The following is a 15,976-nucleotide window of genomic DNA, read 5'->3' on the forward strand; positions in this document are numbered from 1 at the left end:
ACAAGGAAGATAAAAGCTAATACTATGTGTTATACTAGTCTTGCGAACAGTTAACACGGACACTCAGTCTTCATGCGAATCTTCAAAAACACATGGTTCACCCGTTTTGCCAAACGCGAAAAAATCAGTGATGACGCATTGTGCAAAGCTATCGCTGAAGCAGAGCGGGGAGTTGTCGCCGCTGACCTTGGTGGGCATATAATCAAGCAACGGGTTGCCCGTCCCGGACAAGGTAAATCGGGTGGATACCGTACCATTGTCATTTTTCAGCAAGGCGACAAGTCATTCTTTGTGTATGGTTTCGCCAAGAGTGACCGGGCAAATATTGATAAAGCAGAACTGGAAGCGTTCCGACAAGCAGCAGTACATTTGCTGGCACTGGATGAAGAGCAATTGGAGACGTTGTTGGAAAACGGCGCATTAACCGAGGTGACACCATGAAAGATGAGCAACATTACAAATCTGATGCATTTGCAGCGATTCATGAAACGATGGATGCGCTTTATCAGGTGGGGGCTATCAACAAAAAAACCATGCGGGAGTTTGATGCTGCTTGTTTAGCACCTATCAGTGACATGCCCCCTCAAACCATTCGTGAATTGCGGGAACGGGAGCATGTGTCACAACCTGTGTTTGCAGCTTATTTGAATATCTCCCGTAATCTGGTTTCAGACTGGGAACGGGGGGTAAAAAAACCCGGTGGGCCAGCTTTGCGTCTGCTGGGGATTGTGCAGAAGCATGGTTTAACGGCGTTGATTTGATACAACCTAACCCCGAATTCAATGGATTACATTGAAATTCATCCATCGTTACCGCTACGCTTTCTTATAAATGGCGGCGTAGCATCATAACCAGCCAATCAACCAAGCTGGAACAAACCGCCCCAACTCCAGCGGATACCACTCATTTGCCAGATACAGCACAAATGAATAGCCTAGCAGGATAAAACTCACCACTCTTGCCGTATGCCAGCGTTCCAAACGGTGGGCGCGTTGCAAAAATAGATTCCGCCGTTCTTTTGTTAGTCCATCCAGAGCATCTTCTTCTTCAAGTACTTTTTTGTGCATGATTTGAAGTCGATCAGATAGCCACCACATGATTATGCTGAGTCCGCAGACCAGCCATAAAGCCCAATGGCGTAAACCCGGTGGCGGAGGTGCAATGGTTAATAGTTTATCCAGCAACTTGGAAAGAGTATCGCCACCTAATTCTGCCCAAGATTTAATGTCTTCTGGTGAAAAGTATCCTGAACTCAGCCATAACATCACGACAACCGCTAATAATGGCAACCATTTTCCCAATCCATTTATCCGAATGGCGGCAATATCACGCACTTCCCCTAAACCATCTCCTTATACACAAGTTCCCAAGCTGATGTAAGATAAGCAATTTTCACTCATGAACTGGTCATCTACCGAACTCACCGATCTTGATTTGGGAGACAAGCGTCTCGAAACACGAGCCGCTCATATCCTCAAAGCCATGCTGAAAGCCCCCCAGTCCAGCATCCCTAAGGCTTGCCAAAGTTGGTCAAGCACCTTGGCGACGTACCGTTTCTTCTGGAATGAAGCGGTGAGCCATGATGCTTTGATGGCATCCCACTTTGAAGCGACAGAGTGCCGAATTCGTCAACAAGATTCGCGGATTATCCTGTGTATTCAAGATACGACCGAACTGGACTTCAATGGACAGGAAACCGAGGGTTTAGGGCGGTTATCCTACGACAAGCAACGCGGGATGTACCTGCATCCGACCTTGTGTATCACCCCAGAACGTTTGCCGTTGGGCATCACCGATACGTGGATGTGGTCACGGGGATTGAGCAAAGCTGCCGACCAAGCCAACCCCAGCATCAAAGAAAGCCGCCGTTGGATTGAAGGGTATGAGCGAGTAGCCGAACTGGCGGCACGCTGCCCTGAACACCGCCTCATCTATGCGGGCGACCGTGAAAGCGACTTTTACGACTTACTCAAACGGGCGCAAGCCTTGGATTACCCGGCTGACCTGCTGATACGGGCGCAACATAACCGCGCCTTGGGGGATGACCTCAAACTGTGGGACGCCATTGATCAACAAAAGGCGTTGACCCGTATCACCTTTACCAAACCGCGCAAGCAGGGTGAAAAGCCCCGTAAAGTGGTACAAGAAATCAAGGTGTTACGTTATACCTTGCGTCCCAAGAGTAAGCATCCGATGCTATTAACCTTAGTTCAAGCCAAAGAAATCAACCCACCCGCCGGAAAATCGCCCCTCATTTGGCGTTTAGTCACCAACCGTTGTGTGGAGACCGCTGATGCTGCCTGTGAACTCATCGACTGGTATCGAGCGCGTTGGGAAATCGAAATGTTTTTTGATGTCCTGAAAGTTGGTTGTCGCATCGAAAAACTGCAACTGGACACCAAAGAGCGCATCGAAAAAGCCCTCGCGCTCTACATCATGGTGGCCTGGCGGATTATGTTTCTGATGCGCTTGGGGCGTACCTGCCCAGAACTTCCGGCTGATCTGGTGTTTGACCCGCTGGAATGGAAAGTATCCTTCCGGCTCGGCAAAAAAGCACTACCCGATGGCATACCCACCCTTAATCAAGTGATCCGCAATCTGGCAGAACTGGGGGGCTTTTTGGGCAGAAAATCCGATGGCGAACCGGGGGCTAAAAGTATCTGGCTTGGCTACTCAAGGGTGCTGGACTGCATTTATGGCATTCAGATGGCTAGTGAGTTGGGAATGGATTGATTTGTGTATAAGGAGATGCCCCTAAACTCTTCTCCTCAAACGGTGAACGCAACAGCAACGCCAGCGGAAACCACAGCCACAACGTCGCCTTCAAACTCCACCGCCACATCATCGCAGGCAGATACAAAACCGGTGGAAAAAAGAGGACATTAATCCAACGGTCTTCATCCTTGTGGGAGTGTATCTGGCTGAAATAACCACGGATGGTTAGGTTATCAGCGTCAACCTCCGTAGCACCGGGCAACAATTCTGGCAAATGGGTAAAGTCCACCACAGCAACTGTTTCCCGCCAATTATTCGCCAGATGCCTTAAGCCCGCAACAGGACGTAAGCCAGTGGCAACAATACGGATGAATAAGCTACGCAGCCAAATACCAAACTCCACTGCAAAAACCGCTATCACAAACGCCATCACCCACGCAGCAAAAAAATCCGCCGACGCAAATGCAAACGCCATCGCACCTACAAGCACAAGCATCAATACCCCCGCACCTGCTCCTGTAAACTTCCCCGTATTTATATCCATAAACACAATATCAACTGCAACTGCCCCAGTACTCGCTCCTACCCCTAACGCAAAAGCTCGCCAGAATAGTTCTGAATACTCATGACCGGGCAGCCATAAGACCGCCAACCACCACGTCAACAGACCTATGGTAATGGGTACGGCAATGATGAACATCTTTTTAGTGGTAGAAAGGTCACTCCATTTTTTATCCCGTTTTTCCCAATAGCTGCGAAACCATTTCACGCCTAAAGCTTTGGATTCGGGGGAGCGGAGCAGGATGATGGGTGCGGCGACCGCGCTGATGAGTAACCACCATTGATGCTCGAAGTGGAAGGCAAGCCAGCCGTACAAGCCGAGAGCGAAGAAGGTTTCGAGTACGGACAGCACCGATATTTGTCCAGCAGCGATGGATTCGTCGGTGGAATGCCTAACCCAGCCACGGGCAGGCTTGCGCAGTGAGGACGACTCCCGCACTACTTCACCATTGAGCTGTGTCAGCGTGAACGGGGTATCACTCCAACGGCACAACACCTGTTGCGGTAAGTTATGGCGTTGTTGCTCAAGTTCATTGATGAAATGTTTTACCTGAATTTCCTGACAGTCTGCACTGGGAGTCAACGCCTTGCACAGTATATCCGTCAGCAAGCTATTCCCATCCGCTCTAGCAAGTGCTTCACCCTCCGCATGTGAAGCCGCCACCACACAAAAACCCCTTTCACCCAAATCGGTAAATTTCAACACCTCGCCACTGTGGCAACAGTCTAACCAGATGCAGACATTCTTTACCGCACTCGTCTTTACTAACTCCGCCAGCCACGGTATAGCGATTGCCAAACGCTCATCGCTAGTGGACAGATAGACCACTTGCCCCCGCTCACTGACCCCATGCCCAGAAAAATAGAATACCGCCAAATCCACCTCTTCATCGGTGGATGGACTCAACACTTCGCATAATTTGGCTTGCAAGTCGTGCGCATAGACTTTGCCAGAACTGCCCACCTCGCCATCCGCTAACGGCAATGGATACAGCATGTCAAAATCACCGTATTCGGATAACACCTTGTAAACCCGTTGGGCATCGTTTACGGGCGCAGAAAGGCTATGCAGCCCAGTACGGGATTCATACTGGCTGACACCAACAATTAGGGCGATACGGCGCGACATAAGCGAGTTCTCTGTAGCAGCAAACGCCCCTATGGTAGTATGAAAACTCCACACGACAAAAGGTAAACCGCATGGCAACGCTGAAAGCAATGGAACTGGAAAACGGGCAATGGGTATACGTGCAAGTGAATGAAAACATCACCTTTGCCGATACCCCAGCCGAAACACAACCCGTCACACGCGGCGGCGGTTTTGAACGCAAAGGCGACACCACCAGAGGTTTGGCAACCCAAGCCCATAAAGCCGTAGACAAACTCGGCGATGTAATCCGCGCCATGTCCGACACTGCCGCCAAAGCCCTGCAAGATTCCGCCTTCGGCAATGTGGACAAGGTAACGCTGGAGTTCGGCATTACCCTTGGTGGTGAAGCTGGCATTCCCTTCATCACCAGTGGCAAAGCCGAAGGCTCAGTCAATGTGACCGTGGAGTTTTCCCCGAAGAAAGACGCATAATTGCTGACATGATCACCCCCGCCGACATCCGCACCAAAGCCCAAAAACTCTGGGACAGCGGGCGCATCCTACAAGACGCATGGGCAGCGGGCGAGCTGTTCCCGTGGGAAATCCCCTTCCGCAAGCCAAACGCCAGCGCACAGATGGAACAGTTCGCCCAAGTGCGCGGCTGGATCACCACCCTCAAACAAGCCAGCGTTGAGGCAAAAGGCTACGGCTACCGCATCAGCTACCGCGAAGTGCAACACCGCCAACTCGGCGCACAACTGTTGCCGGATACAATCAGCTTCGACACCCGCGATGACTTGCTGCGCTTCATCCAGAAAAAACAGGCATTCCCAACCCTGTACCAAACCGGGCTAGAAACCGCCGCCGAATTCCCAGTCCTACGCGCATGGCTGCTGAAATACCCCACCAAACTGATGGAACACGCATCAGTCTGGTCTGCCTTACTCGCAGTATGCCGCTATTTCCTGCACCATCCGCGCCCTGAGCGTTACCTGCGCGAACTCGATATTCCCGGCGTGGACAGCAAATTCATCGGGCAACACAAAGCCATTTTGAGCGAATTGCTGGATGCCGTGCTGCCAGAATCAGCCATCGACCCCGATAGTACGGGGCTGCGCCAATACGGTTTCGAGCGCCGTTATGGCTTGAAATACGACGAACCGCTGTTACGCCTGCGCTTGCTGGATACCGCCCTCAGCCCCGTTGCAGGCATAACCGATGTTAGCCTGCCGTTATCGCAACTGGCGCAATGGGAAATCCCTTGCCAGCGCGTGTTTGTCACCGAAAACAAAACCAACGGCCTGAGTTTTCCCGACAACGCGCAAGCCATCGTGATTTTCGGCCTTGGCTACGGCGTGGATGCTTTGGCAGAAATCCCTTGGCTGCATACCCGTCCGCTGATTTACTGGGGCGACCTCGACACCCACGGCTTCTCGATCCTGTCGCGGATGCGCCGCCATTTTCCGCACACCCAATCCCTGCTGATGGATACGCAAACCTTGCAGCAATACGCGCATTTATGCGTCGAAGAGCCGGAAAACGCCCGCTGTGCTGATATACTCCAGCATTTGCAGCCGGAAGAAGTCGCCGTTTACCAGCACTTGCAACAAACCCACCAGCGGCTGGAACAGGAACGCATCCCGATGGCTTATCTCCAACAACAATTGACCCAGTTGACACATGACTTCGATATTTGACGAACAAAAATTTCTCCAGCTCACCGAAAGCACCCAGCAGTTGCTGGAATTCATGTCCATTATCTATGCACCGATAGCGGCTACGCCGTTGTCAAAACTTTCCCCAGTGGCGGTGGATGTCAAAGTATTACGCCCCTTGTTGAACGATCTGGTCAACCTCGGTTTTCTGACGGTCAATAGCGTTAATTATTACGCTTGTGTGGATGAAATTCGTGACGAATTGACCCGTCGTAGCTTGCGTGAAGGGCGTTTTGTCAACTGGGCAAACATCGTCGTGGAAAATCTCAGTCCCGAAGCCCCGCGTCATGCCTATGCTCATGAGTTCTGGGCAGATGTGAACCATGCCTTGCGTGATTTACGTCTACAGGTATTGCTGGGAAATAATGGTCAATGGCTGGCGAAACTGCTGGAACATGCCAACCGACAGTACGCGAGTAACGCAAAATTTCGCCCACATCCGTGGTTCACGCTGTGGGGAAACACGCTTGATCCCGCGTGGCTACCGTTTATTCCTGAAACCATTTTCCTGCAATTTATCGCCCCGATTTATTTATCAGTGGCTGACAAGAATAACGAGAATGCCAGCCCACTTTGGGCGCATTGCCAGCAACTGCTGCAAGCCGAACAGATGGATACCAGCGCACTCTGGACAGTGTTTGGTGGCACGTATTATTGGCAATTGTTCCAGCGCCAACAATGGGCAAGCCCTTTAGCGGCACAACCGCCAGCCGATAGCGGGGTGCGTTTGGAATACTGGCATCTGTTTGCTTCGGCGCAAGCACTTTCCCAAGGCAAGCGCGATGAAGCTATCAGTCTGTATCAAACGGGATTGAAACTGCTACGCAAGCGTCAAAACAGCCGCAAGGCGTTGTACGGCACACCATTGGAAGTCGTGTATGTCCTCGCGCTCTTGCTGGATGGCTCAGATAAATCTATCAAAGAAGTTCCGGCCTATTTCAGAGAGTTTAGCGCACATAATGAAAGCTATCAGGCACTTGCGTATTTTGCCAATTCGCGCCTGCTGGGTAAGTCGGAGGCACTGGATAATGACGTGGAAGCTTGGCAACAAACGCCGCTATCCTTCCTGTTTGCTTTGATCGTGCGCCATTGGTTAGAGCAAACCATCCCCAGCGCATGGTTAGAAACGGCTGTTATTCGCTATCAGCAGATGGTCAGCATTGGCTATACATGGTTGGCAAACGAATACGCCGCCGCATTAGCGCAACTGCTACCCAGCAAAGATAAACGCAAGTCTTACTATGTCGATTTATCTGCTGCCGCGCGCACCGAGGCAGGCACACAACCGCTGATTACCCTGTACCAACCCCAACCCGTGTGGGAACGTACCTTGCTGGCTTTGCAGCGTCTGGGTGCAACAGCCCCCAGCAAGTCTGCCGGAACTGCCAAAGTCGGCGCGGAACGGGTCATCTGGGAATTAAGCAAGCAAAAATACGCTTCCCAAACCGATTATTCCATGCATCCGACCTTACAAAAAGCCACCAAAGCGGGCTGGTCGGCGGGGCGCAATATCGCTCTGAAACGCCTGGCCACCGAACCGGAAACCGTTGCTGCGTTGACTGATGAAGACCGCCGACTTTGCCAAAGCATCCACCTTTACAGCTATGGCTATTACGAAAAAAGCTACGAACTGCACATTGCTAATGCGTGGCAGCACCTGATCGGGCATCCGCGTGTATTCTGGGTAGGAGCGACGAATTCCCCGCTCGACATCCAGCAAGGTCGTGAAGAGCTGCAAATCCTTAAGGAAAAGGGCAAGCTACGCATCAAGCTATTCCCCGAATTACCGCATCCCAGCGACGCATACAAAGCCGACAGCTATTTTGTGGTGGAAGAAACCACTCTGCAACTCAAGCTCTATAAACTCACCGCCAGCGTGTTGCAATTGCACAGCATTTTGGGCAAGTCCGGCTTGCTTGTCCCCAACGAAGCGGAAGCGACTGTCCGCCAAACCCTGTCTGCACTTGCGCCGTTGATCACCATTCAGTCCGACATTGCAGGCATGGATAACGCTGAAACGGTCGAAGCCGATCCGCGTTTGCACATCCACCTATTGCCGTGGGGCGAAGGCTTGCGAATGCTGATGCGTGTGCAACCCTTCGGCAACATTGGCCCAATCTTTCCACCGGGCAGTGGGCGCAGCAATGCCATGACCGAAGTTGACCGCAAGCTGCTCAAAACCACCCGCAACCTCAAGCAAGAGCGCAAACAGGCGGACGCTCTGCTACAAGATTGCCCCGCCTTATCCACTTGGGAAGACTCCAGCGATGACCTGCTGTTGGATGACCCCGAACAATGCCTCGAAGCCCTGCAACAACTCCATGCCCTCAGCGACAAGGTAACCCTGGCATGGCCGGAAGGCGAAAAGCTGCGCATTACCCAGCAAGTCAGCGGCAACAACCTCTCGCTCAAGATCAAGCAGTCCGGCGACTGGTTTGACATCGACGGCAAGTTGTACGTTGATGAAAACCTTGTGTTGACCTTGCGCCAATTGCTCGATCTCAGCCAAACCGCGAAAGGGCGTTTCGTGCAACTGGCAGATGGGCAATTCCTCACCCTGACGCGCCAGTTCCAGAAAAAGCTTGATACCTTACGCGCCTATGCGGAAACCTCCGGCAAACAGGGTTTGAAAGTCGGCGCACTCGCAGGTATGGCGCTGGAAGATTTCATCGACGAAGCAGGCAAACTTGAAACCGATAAACACTGGAAAGCACAAGTCACCAAGCTGAAAAACGTGCGTAATAGCCAGCCAGTCGTGCCTGCCAATTTGCAGGCGGATTTGCGCGACTACCAGACGGAGGGTTTCCGCTGGATGATGCGTTTGGCGGAATGGGGTGTGGGCGGTTGTCTGGCAGATGACATGGGTTTGGGCAAAACTGTGCAGACGCTGGGTCTGCTGCTGGCGCGTGCCGACAAGGGCGCGGCGTTGGTGGTTGCCCCCGTATCGGTGTGCAATAACTGGTACAGCGAATGCCAACGTTTTGCCCCGTCGTTGCGTCCGGTGTTTTATCGCGGTAAAGACCGCCAAGCCTTGCTGGATGATTTGCAGCCGCATGACCTGTTGATTGCCAGCTACGGGCTGTTGCAGCAAGACACGGAGGCTTTCCAAGCGATTCGTTGGACAACGATTGTGCTGGATGAAGCGCAAGCCATTAAGAACGCCAACACCAAACGCACCCAAGCTGCTTACCAATTGCAGGGCGATTTCCGGCTTGTCACCACGGGTACGCCGATTGAAAACCATCTGGGTGAATTGTGGAGTTTGTTCCGTTTCCTCAATCCGGGGCTGTTGTTCTCGCAGCAAAAGTTCGGCGAACGCTTCCAAACCCCGATTGAACGCGACCAAGACGACAAGAGCCGCCACGCGCTGAAAAAATTGGTACAGCCCTTCATGTTGCGCCGTACCAAAAATCAGGTATTGCAGGAATTGCCGCCGCGCACGGAAATTACCCTCTCTGTGAGCTTGAGTGATGCGGAAATGGCTTTGTACGAAGCCTTGCGCCAACAAGCTTTGGAGCGCCTTAGCGAAGAAACCGCCGAGGGTGAAAACAAGCATTTGCAAGTATTGGCAGAAATTACCCGTTTGCGTCTGGCGGCGTGCCATCCGCAACTGGCGATGCCGGGAAGTGCTTTGCCGTCCAGCAAATTGCAGGCATTCGGCGAATTGGTGCTGGAATTGCGCGAAAATCAGCACAAAGCACTCGTATTCAGTCAGTTCGTCAAACATTTAACGTTGTTGCGCGAATGGCTGGACGGGCAGGGCATCCACTACCAATATTTGGACGGCTCGACTCCGATGGAACAGCGCAAGGAGCGGGTCGATGCGTTCCAGCATGGCGAAGGCGACATTTTCCTGATCAGCCTCAAGGCGGGCGGGTTTGGCTTGAATCTTACGGCGGCGGATTACGTGATTCACATGGATCCGTGGTGGAACCCGGCGGTGGAAGATCAGGCATCCGACCGTGCACACCGCATTGGACAACAACGCCCCGTGACGGTGTACCGCTTGGTGGCGGAAAACACGATTGAAGAAAAAATTGTTAAACTGCACGCCCTCAAGCGCGATTTGGCGGACAGTTTGCTGGAAGGCTCAGATGTGAGCGGCAAGTTGTCGGCGAAGGATATGCTTGAAATGATTCGTGGCGGCGTATGAATAGTTACCAAAGGATATTAAATTGAACACTTTAGTTTTCGACATCGAAACCATCCCCGACATTGAAGGCGGGCGCAAACTCTACGACCTTGGCGACCTCGACGCTGACGGCATCGCCAAAGCCATGTACCACCTGCGTTTCCAGAAAACCGGCACGGAGTTTCTGGCACATCACCTGCACAAAATCGTCGCCATTTCAGTGACCTTTCGTGGCAAAGGCGACGACTTCAAAGTCTGGACGCTAGGCGACGAATCCGCCGATGAAAAAGAAATCCTGCAACGCTTCTTCGACGGCATCGACCGCTACACCCCCACCATCGTCTCGTGGAACGGCAGCGGTTTCGACCTGCCTGTGATCCACTACCGCGCCATGAAGCACAAAATTTCTGCCCCACGCTACTGGGACATGGGCGAAGACGACAGCAGTTTCAAGTGGAACAACTACATCAGCCGCTATCACACCCGCCACACCGACTTGATGGATTTGCTGGCACTCTACAGCGGACGCGCCAATGCACCACTGGACGAACTTGCCTCGCTGTTCGGTTTCCCCGGCAAAATGGGCATGAGCGGCGCAAAAGTCTGGGATGCGTATCAGGCAGGCAAACTTGCCGACATCCGCAACTATTGCGAAACCGATGTGCTGAATACCTGGTTGGTTTACCTGCGTTTCCAATTGATGCGCGGGCATATTCTCATCGACAAATACAATAGCGAGTGCGAATTAGTGCGCAAACATTTACAACATTCCGGCAAGGAACATTTACTAGCATTTGAAGCCGCATGGGAGGCGAGCGCATGAGCCGACACAGAAACAGAAAATCCAAGGGTGTGCAAAATAGCCCGCTGATCGAAACCACCATCGAATCCCTCACCCTCGAAGGTCAAGGCGTTGCCCACGTTGACGGCAAAACCGTGTTTATCGATGGTGCATTGCCTGGTGAAACCGTTGAATTCCGCTATACGTCGCACAAGCAAAAGCATGACATCGGCAAGGTCGAAACCATCCTCACGCCGTCGCCGGATCGTGTTGAACCCAAGTGCGAACACTTCGGCGTATGCGGCGCATGTAGCTGGCAACACCTGTCACTGGAAGCGCAAATTAAGCACAAACAACGCGCCATGCTCAGCAACCTCAAACACATCGGCAAAGCCGAGCCAGAAACCGTGTTTGCGCCATTGACCGCTGACGGCTGGGCATACCGCCGCAAAGCCCGCCTTGGTGCAAAATGGGTACGCAAAAAAGACAAGGCGCTCGTCGGCTTCCGCGAAAAAGAAGGCGGTTTTCTCGCCGAACTCAATCGCTGCGAAATCCTGCATCCCAGTATCGGCGAACATTTGCACGACTTCCAAGCGCTGATTGCTAGTTTGGATGCGCGTGAGTCTGTCCCGCAAATCGAAACCGCTGTCGGTGATGGTGATAACGCTACCGCGCTGATTTTCCGCCACATGGAAGATCTTTCCGAGGGCGATACCGCCAAGCTGCTGGCATTTGGCAAGCAGTTCAACTACCAGATATATTTGCAGCCCAAAGGCCCCGAAACTGTTCATTGCATTTACCCTGAAAACCCAGAGTTGTATTACGAACACCCGCAATTCAATACGCGGGTTAATTTCATGCCGCTGGACTTTATTCAAGTCAACCAGCCGCTGAACCGTGCAATGGTGGCGCGTGCGCTGGAATTGCTTGCGCCCGAACCGACCGATACCGTGCTGGATTTGTTTTGTGGCCTAGGCAATTTCACCCTGCCATTGGCACGGATGGCGGCGCAAGTCATCGGCGTGGAAGGCGAACAAACAATGGTAGAACGCGCCCGTGCAGCGGCTCATGCCAATGGCATTATGAATACCGATTACCATGTTTGTAACCTGATGGGTGACAAATTGCAGCACGAACCCTGGTTGAAGAAAAACCGCTACGACAAGATTTTGCTCGACCCACCGCGTGCGGGCGCGAAAGAAGTCATTGCCCATTTTGGCAAGCTCAACGCGGGGCGTATTGTGTATGTGTCGTGTGACCCCGCAACGCTGGCACGGGATACTTACGAGCTGGTGCATGAACACGGCTACCGGCTGGTTGGGGCGGGCGTGATGGATATGTTTCCGCATACCTCGCACGTTGAGTCGATTGCGGTATTTGAAAAATAAGAGAAATAACAAGGGAACTCCCATGCAAGAAGTACAACAACAGCTTGAAACCCTGCGCGAACAACTGCGCTACCACAACCACCGTTACTACGTGCTGGACGACCCGCAAATCCCCGACGTGGAATACGACCGTCTGTTCCGCGAGTTGCAAAGCCTTGAAGCCGCACACCCGGATCTGATAACCCCCGATTCGCCCACGCAGCGTGTCGGGGCAGCACCGCTCACCGAATTTGGCGAAATTAAGCACGTTATCCCGATGCTGTCATTGGGCAACGTGTTCAGCGATGAAGAATTACTGGCGTTCGACAAACGCATCCACGACCGCCTCAAATCCGACGCTGAAACCGAATTCGTTGCCGAACCCAAGCTCGACGGTTTGGCGATCAGCATCCTCTACGAAAACGGCGCATTTACCCGCGCTGCCACCCGTGGCGATGGCGAAACCGGCGAAGATGTGACCCACAATGTGCGTACCATTGCCTCTGTGCCATTGCGGTTGCTGGGCGAAGGTTATCCGGCGGTGTTGGAAGTGCGTGGTGAAATCTACATGCCCAAAGCCGGGTTTGAAGCCTTCAATGCGAAAATGCGGGCCTTGGGCGAAAAAACTTTCGTTAACCCGCGTAATGCCGCAGCAGGCAGTTTGCGCCAACTGGATCCGCGTCTCACTGCACAACGTCCGCTGGATATTTTTTGCTACGCGGTAGGGCAGGTTGATGGAGGCACAGTGTCGGATACGCATTTCGCGATTCTGCAACAATTCCGCGCATGGGGTTTGCGGGTTTGCCCGGATATTCGCATTGTACAGGGGGCGCAAGGCTGTCTGGACTATTTCCGCGAGATTGGCGCACGGCGTAACGGCTTGCCCTATGACATCGACGGCGTGGTCTATAAAGTCAACAGCATTGCCACCCAGCAGGAACTGGGTTTCATCAGCCGTGCACCGCGTTGGGCAATCGCGCATAAATTTCCCGCGCAAGAAGAAATCACCGAACTCGAAGGCGTTGATTTCCAGGTCGGGCGCACCGGCGCACTCACACCCGTGGCACGCCTCAAACCGGTATTCGTCGGTGGCGTGACTGTCAGCAATGCGACCTTGCACAATATGGATGAAATCGAGCGTAAGGATGTGCGTATCGGCGATTTCGTGATCGTGCGCAGGGCAGGGGACGTGATTCCCGAAGTTGCCAGTGTCATCCTCGACCGCCGTCCAGCTGGTGCTGCACCGATTGTGATGCCCACCCATTGCCCTGTGTGCGGTTCAGAGGTGCAACGCCCCGAAGGTGAAGCCGTTGCCCGCTGTAGCGGTGGTTTGTATTGCCCCGCGCAAGTCAAAGAAGCCATCAAACACTTCGCCTCACGCAAAGCCCTGAATATCGACGGCTTGGGCGACAAAATGGTGGAACAATTGTTTGATGCCGGTTTGATCCGCCACGTTGACGACCTCTACAGTCTGGATGTTGAAGCGGTTGCCGCGTTGGAACGCATGGGTAAAAAATCTGCCGAAAACCTCATTGCCGCGCTCGAAAGCAGCAAATCCACCACGCTAGAACGCTTTATTTACGCGCTAGGTATCCGCAATGCAGGTGAAGGCACTGCCAAAGGCTTGGCACGCTATTTCGGCTCACTGGAAGCGATTCAAGCCGCTAACGAAGAAACGCTGAAACTAGTGCCGGACATTGGTGTGATTGTGGCGGCGAATGTTGCCCAGTTTTTCGCAGAAGCACACAACCGCGATACCATCCAGCACTTGCGTGATTTGGGCGTACATTGGGCAAACTACGAAGCCAAGCCTGCCGAAGCCTTGCCATTAGCGGGCAAGACTTACGTGATTACCGGCACGCTCAGCCGTGCGCGTGAGGACATCAAAGCCGATCTGGAAGCGTTAGGGGCGAAAGTGTCGGGCAGCGTTTCCAAGAAAACCACGGCGTTGATTGCGGGCGAAAATGCGGGTTCAAAGCTGGACAAAGCGCAGAGCCTTGGCGTGGAGGTGCTGGATGAGGCCGCTTTATCGGCCTTATTGAACCACTCATAACGTCATTGTAAAAAAAACCGCTTCACAGGTTGACAGAATCAGCGCTGATCTTTATTATTCGCAACCTGTTCAGCGGGAATAGCTCAGTGGTAGAGCACAACCTTGCCAAGGTTGGGGTCGCGAGTTCGAGCCTCGTTTCCCGCTCCAAATTCAAAGAAAGTACGCATACCATCCGTGCTTTTTGTAACAAGTCAAATGCGGGAATAGCTCAGTGGTAGAGCACGACCTTGCCAAGGTCGGGGTCGCGAGTTCGAGCCTCGTTTCCCGCTCCAATTTTCTTCTGCACAGTGGTCTTACCCACAACAAAGGCCGAATAGCATAGTGGTAATGTACCGGATTGCAAATCCGAGTACCTCAGTTCGATTCTGAGTTCGGCCTCCATCATCCTGCTAAAATTCACCATTTTAGATCAAAAATAATTCTAATTACTCAATAAATACTTGAGCGGGGACGCTGAAACGTTCGCTCAACGCTCGAACTTGTCGTACATTCAAATCGCGTTTGCCACTGAGTAATTCGGAAATAACGCCTTGGCTGGCAACTTCGCTTAAATCCGCTTGCCTGACATCCTGGCTTTCCATCAGGAAGCGGAGCGCATCAATGCCAGTAGCAGGAATTGGCGGCAGATGAGCCTCTTCGTATTGGGAAACCAATTCACCCATGCGATCAGCCAGAGCAGCGAGGGGATGGGTTTCATCCGCTCCGCCTGCATCCAACACAGTATCTAAGGCTTCAACCAGTGCGTTGTAGTCATCTTCGGTTTGGGGCAACAGCAGCAGCGGCGCAACATAGCACCAGTGTTCCATTGCAGTTTTAACGGCGATTGCACCCATGAGATTAGTCCCTCCACGATACTTAGGCAGCAGCTTGCAGCATAAAATCAACGTGAATACCGCTATAGGGGAATAAAACACCATCGTCTGATTTTTTCAACAAGCCAGCATTGAGCAAGGCGTGAATGTCGCCGTGTACGGCTTTCACATCACGGTTCACTCGCCGAGCCACTTCACGGATAGATAGAACGCCGCATCCGGTCATAGCTTTGAGGATTTCCCAACGTTTGATCGTTAGGGTTTGCCATAACAGTTCAGGAGTTTCAAAACTGATGCGGGGTGTGGAGCTTGCCCCAGTTGTTAATGCCTTGGTGAAGTCTGCCAGTGAATCTTTCAACGTGCGGACATCAAGTATGACTGTGTTCATCGCGCCACCTCATTACATCGGTATAAAAGTCCGAAACCAGTTGATCAATGCTTGTGAAGGTACAGGCTACTTCCTGTTCGCCAAGATGCTTGTGGTCGCCTTTGCCTGCTTCATTGTCATAGCGCACCACACAAGTGCCATCGACCACGAACGCAAGGCGATATTTGTAGTGATGCAAACTGCCACGCACAGGTGAGGACAACTCCCACGCCACCAACTCTGCGAAGCTATTGGCAGATAAGACAATGCGGCGTTGGAAGATTTCGGTAGCACTCATGTTGGAGAAGATAACAACACTGGCGATGGCAGTCAACAATGATTAGACGCGTTTTTGGAAGAATCGAACATCGTAACTGTAGCTTG

The 15,976-nt window shown here is 52.6% G+C and carries 14 protein-coding genes and 3 tRNA genes; 12 read left to right on the plus strand and 5 right to left on the minus strand.

What is annotated here, in order from left to right; all coding sequences use genetic code 11:
* Nucleotides 1–72 precede the first annotated feature (72 nt).
* Together HMY34_RS16385 and HMY34_RS16390 are read left to right on the plus strand one after the other, a co-directional pair.
* Nucleotides 73–441, plus strand: a complete 369-nt coding sequence (locus tag HMY34_RS16385; RefSeq protein WP_202716509.1) for a type II toxin-antitoxin system RelE/ParE family toxin — start codon at nt 73–75, stop codon at nt 439–441.
* On the plus strand, nt 438–761 hold the full coding sequence (locus tag HMY34_RS16390; RefSeq protein WP_202716510.1) for a helix-turn-helix domain-containing protein: 324 nt from the start codon (nt 438–440) through the stop codon (nt 759–761). The genes HMY34_RS16385 and HMY34_RS16390 overlap by 4 nt, the downstream gene beginning before the upstream one ends.
* A gap of 84 nt (nt 762–845) precedes the next feature.
* Here the strand turns inward: HMY34_RS16390 and HMY34_RS16395 are convergent, their stop codons facing one another.
* On the minus strand, nt 846–1,334 hold the full coding sequence (locus tag HMY34_RS16395; protein ID WP_202716511.1) for a hypothetical protein: 489 nt from the start codon (nt 1,332–1,334) through the stop codon (nt 846–848).
* A gap of 64 nt (nt 1,335–1,398) precedes the next feature.
* Here HMY34_RS16395 and HMY34_RS16400 point away from each other — a divergent pair, with 64 nt between their 5' ends.
* The gene (locus HMY34_RS16400) at nt 1,399–2,733 is read left to right on the plus strand and encodes an IS4 family transposase (protein WP_202716512.1); all 1,335 of its coding nucleotides are present in this window, start codon (nt 1,399–1,401) and stop codon (nt 2,731–2,733) included.
* Here HMY34_RS16400 and HMY34_RS16405 read toward each other — a convergent pair.
* Nucleotides 2,711–4,405: a caspase family protein gene (locus HMY34_RS16405; RefSeq protein WP_202716513.1), complete on the minus strand. Its 1,695-nt coding sequence runs from the start codon at nt 4,403–4,405 to the stop codon at nt 2,711–2,713. The genes HMY34_RS16400 and HMY34_RS16405 overlap by 23 nt on opposite strands.
* A gap of 71 nt (nt 4,406–4,476) precedes the next feature.
* Here HMY34_RS16405 and HMY34_RS16410 point away from each other — a divergent pair, with 71 nt between their 5' ends.
* The 9 genes from HMY34_RS16410 to HMY34_RS16450 all read left to right on the plus strand — a co-directional run bounded on the left by HMY34_RS16410 (nt 4,477) and on the right by HMY34_RS16450 (nt 14,794).
* Entirely contained in the window at nt 4,477–4,857 is a 381-nt protein-coding gene (locus HMY34_RS16410) for a CU044_2847 family protein (RefSeq protein ID WP_202716514.1), read from the plus strand.
* A gap of 8 nt (nt 4,858–4,865) precedes the next feature.
* Nucleotides 4,866–6,062, plus strand: coding sequence for a Wadjet anti-phage system protein JetD domain-containing protein (locus HMY34_RS16415; protein ID WP_202716515.1), 1,197 nt, complete (start codon nt 4,866–4,868; stop codon nt 6,060–6,062).
* Nucleotides 6,046–10,233, plus strand: a complete 4,188-nt coding sequence (locus HMY34_RS16420) for a DEAD/DEAH box helicase (protein ID WP_202716516.1) — start codon at nt 6,046–6,048, stop codon at nt 10,231–10,233. Before HMY34_RS16415 ends, HMY34_RS16420 begins: the two co-directional genes overlap by 17 nt.
* 22 nt (nt 10,234–10,255) lie before the next feature.
* Complete coding sequence (locus HMY34_RS16425; RefSeq protein ID WP_202716517.1) at nt 10,256–11,035, plus strand: 3'-5' exonuclease; 780 nt, start codon at nt 10,256–10,258, stop codon at nt 11,033–11,035.
* Entirely contained in the window at nt 11,032–12,381 is a 1,350-nt protein-coding gene (gene rlmD, locus HMY34_RS16430) for a 23S rRNA (uracil(1939)-C(5))-methyltransferase RlmD (RefSeq protein WP_202716518.1), read from the plus strand. Before HMY34_RS16425 ends, rlmD begins: the two co-directional genes overlap by 4 nt.
* Before the next feature lie 22 nt (nt 12,382–12,403).
* Entirely contained in the window at nt 12,404–14,413 is a 2,010-nt protein-coding gene (gene ligA / locus HMY34_RS16435; protein WP_202716519.1) for an NAD-dependent DNA ligase LigA, read from the plus strand.
* Nucleotides 14,414–14,485: 72 nt separating this feature from the next.
* A tRNA-Gly gene (locus tag HMY34_RS16440) sits at nt 14,486–14,560 on the plus strand.
* A gap of 50 nt (nt 14,561–14,610) precedes the next feature.
* Nucleotides 14,611–14,685: transfer RNA gene (locus tag HMY34_RS16445), tRNA-Gly, on the plus strand.
* A gap of 35 nt (nt 14,686–14,720) precedes the next feature.
* Nucleotides 14,721–14,794 (plus strand) — tRNA-Cys (locus HMY34_RS16450).
* Nucleotides 14,795–14,838: 44 nt separating this feature from the next.
* Here HMY34_RS16450 and HMY34_RS16455 read toward each other — a convergent pair.
* Genes HMY34_RS16455 through HMY34_RS16465 form a run of 3 tightly spaced genes read right to left on the minus strand, consistent with a single transcriptional unit; the run spans nt 14,839 to nt 15,929 of the window.
* Nucleotides 14,839–15,246, minus strand: coding sequence for a helix-turn-helix domain-containing protein (locus HMY34_RS16455; protein WP_202716520.1), 408 nt, complete (start codon nt 15,244–15,246; stop codon nt 14,839–14,841).
* Between the two features lie 22 nt (nt 15,247–15,268).
* Nucleotides 15,269–15,613, minus strand: a complete 345-nt coding sequence (locus tag HMY34_RS16460) for an HVO_A0114 family putative DNA-binding protein (protein ID WP_202716521.1) — start codon at nt 15,611–15,613, stop codon at nt 15,269–15,271.
* A complete protein-coding gene (locus HMY34_RS16465; RefSeq protein ID WP_202716522.1) occupies nt 15,594–15,929 on the minus strand; it encodes a toxin-antitoxin system TumE family protein in 336 nt (111 codons plus the stop codon). The genes HMY34_RS16460 and HMY34_RS16465 overlap by 20 nt, the downstream gene beginning before the upstream one ends.
* Nucleotides 15,930–15,976: the final 47 nt, after the last annotated feature.

Source organism: Thiothrix subterranea (genome assembly GCF_016772315.1).
GTDB lineage: Bacteria > Pseudomonadota > Gammaproteobacteria > Thiotrichales > Thiotrichaceae > Thiothrix > Thiothrix subterranea.

Excerpts from the sequence above, each read along its gene's own strand:
- HMY34_RS16385 (WP_202716509.1), top strand. The coding sequence starts at position 73 with ATGCGAATCTTCAAAAACACATGGTTCACCCGTTTTGCCAAACGCGAA.
- HMY34_RS16390 (WP_202716510.1), top strand. The coding sequence starts at position 438 with ATGAAAGATGAGCAACATTACAAATCTGATGCATTTGCAGCGATTCAT.
- HMY34_RS16400 (WP_202716512.1), top strand. The coding sequence starts at position 1,399 with ATGAACTGGTCATCTACCGAACTCACCGATCTTGATTTGGGAGACAAG.
- HMY34_RS16405 (WP_202716513.1), bottom strand. The coding sequence starts at position 4,405 with ATGTCGCGCCGTATCGCCCTAATTGTTGGTGTCAGCCAGTATGAATCC.
- HMY34_RS16410 (WP_202716514.1), top strand. The coding sequence starts at position 4,477 with ATGGCAACGCTGAAAGCAATGGAACTGGAAAACGGGCAATGGGTATAC.
- HMY34_RS16415 (WP_202716515.1), top strand. The coding sequence starts at position 4,866 with ATGATCACCCCCGCCGACATCCGCACCAAAGCCCAAAAACTCTGGGAC.
- HMY34_RS16420 (WP_202716516.1), top strand. The coding sequence starts at position 6,046 with ATGACTTCGATATTTGACGAACAAAAATTTCTCCAGCTCACCGAAAGC.
- rlmD (WP_202716518.1), top strand. The coding sequence starts at position 11,032 with ATGAGCCGACACAGAAACAGAAAATCCAAGGGTGTGCAAAATAGCCCG.
- ligA (WP_202716519.1), top strand. The coding sequence starts at position 12,404 with ATGCAAGAAGTACAACAACAGCTTGAAACCCTGCGCGAACAACTGCGC.
- HMY34_RS16455 (WP_202716520.1), bottom strand. The coding sequence starts at position 15,246 with ATGGGTGCAATCGCCGTTAAAACTGCAATGGAACACTGGTGCTATGTT.
- HMY34_RS16460 (WP_202716521.1), bottom strand. The coding sequence starts at position 15,613 with ATGAACACAGTCATACTTGATGTCCGCACGTTGAAAGATTCACTGGCA.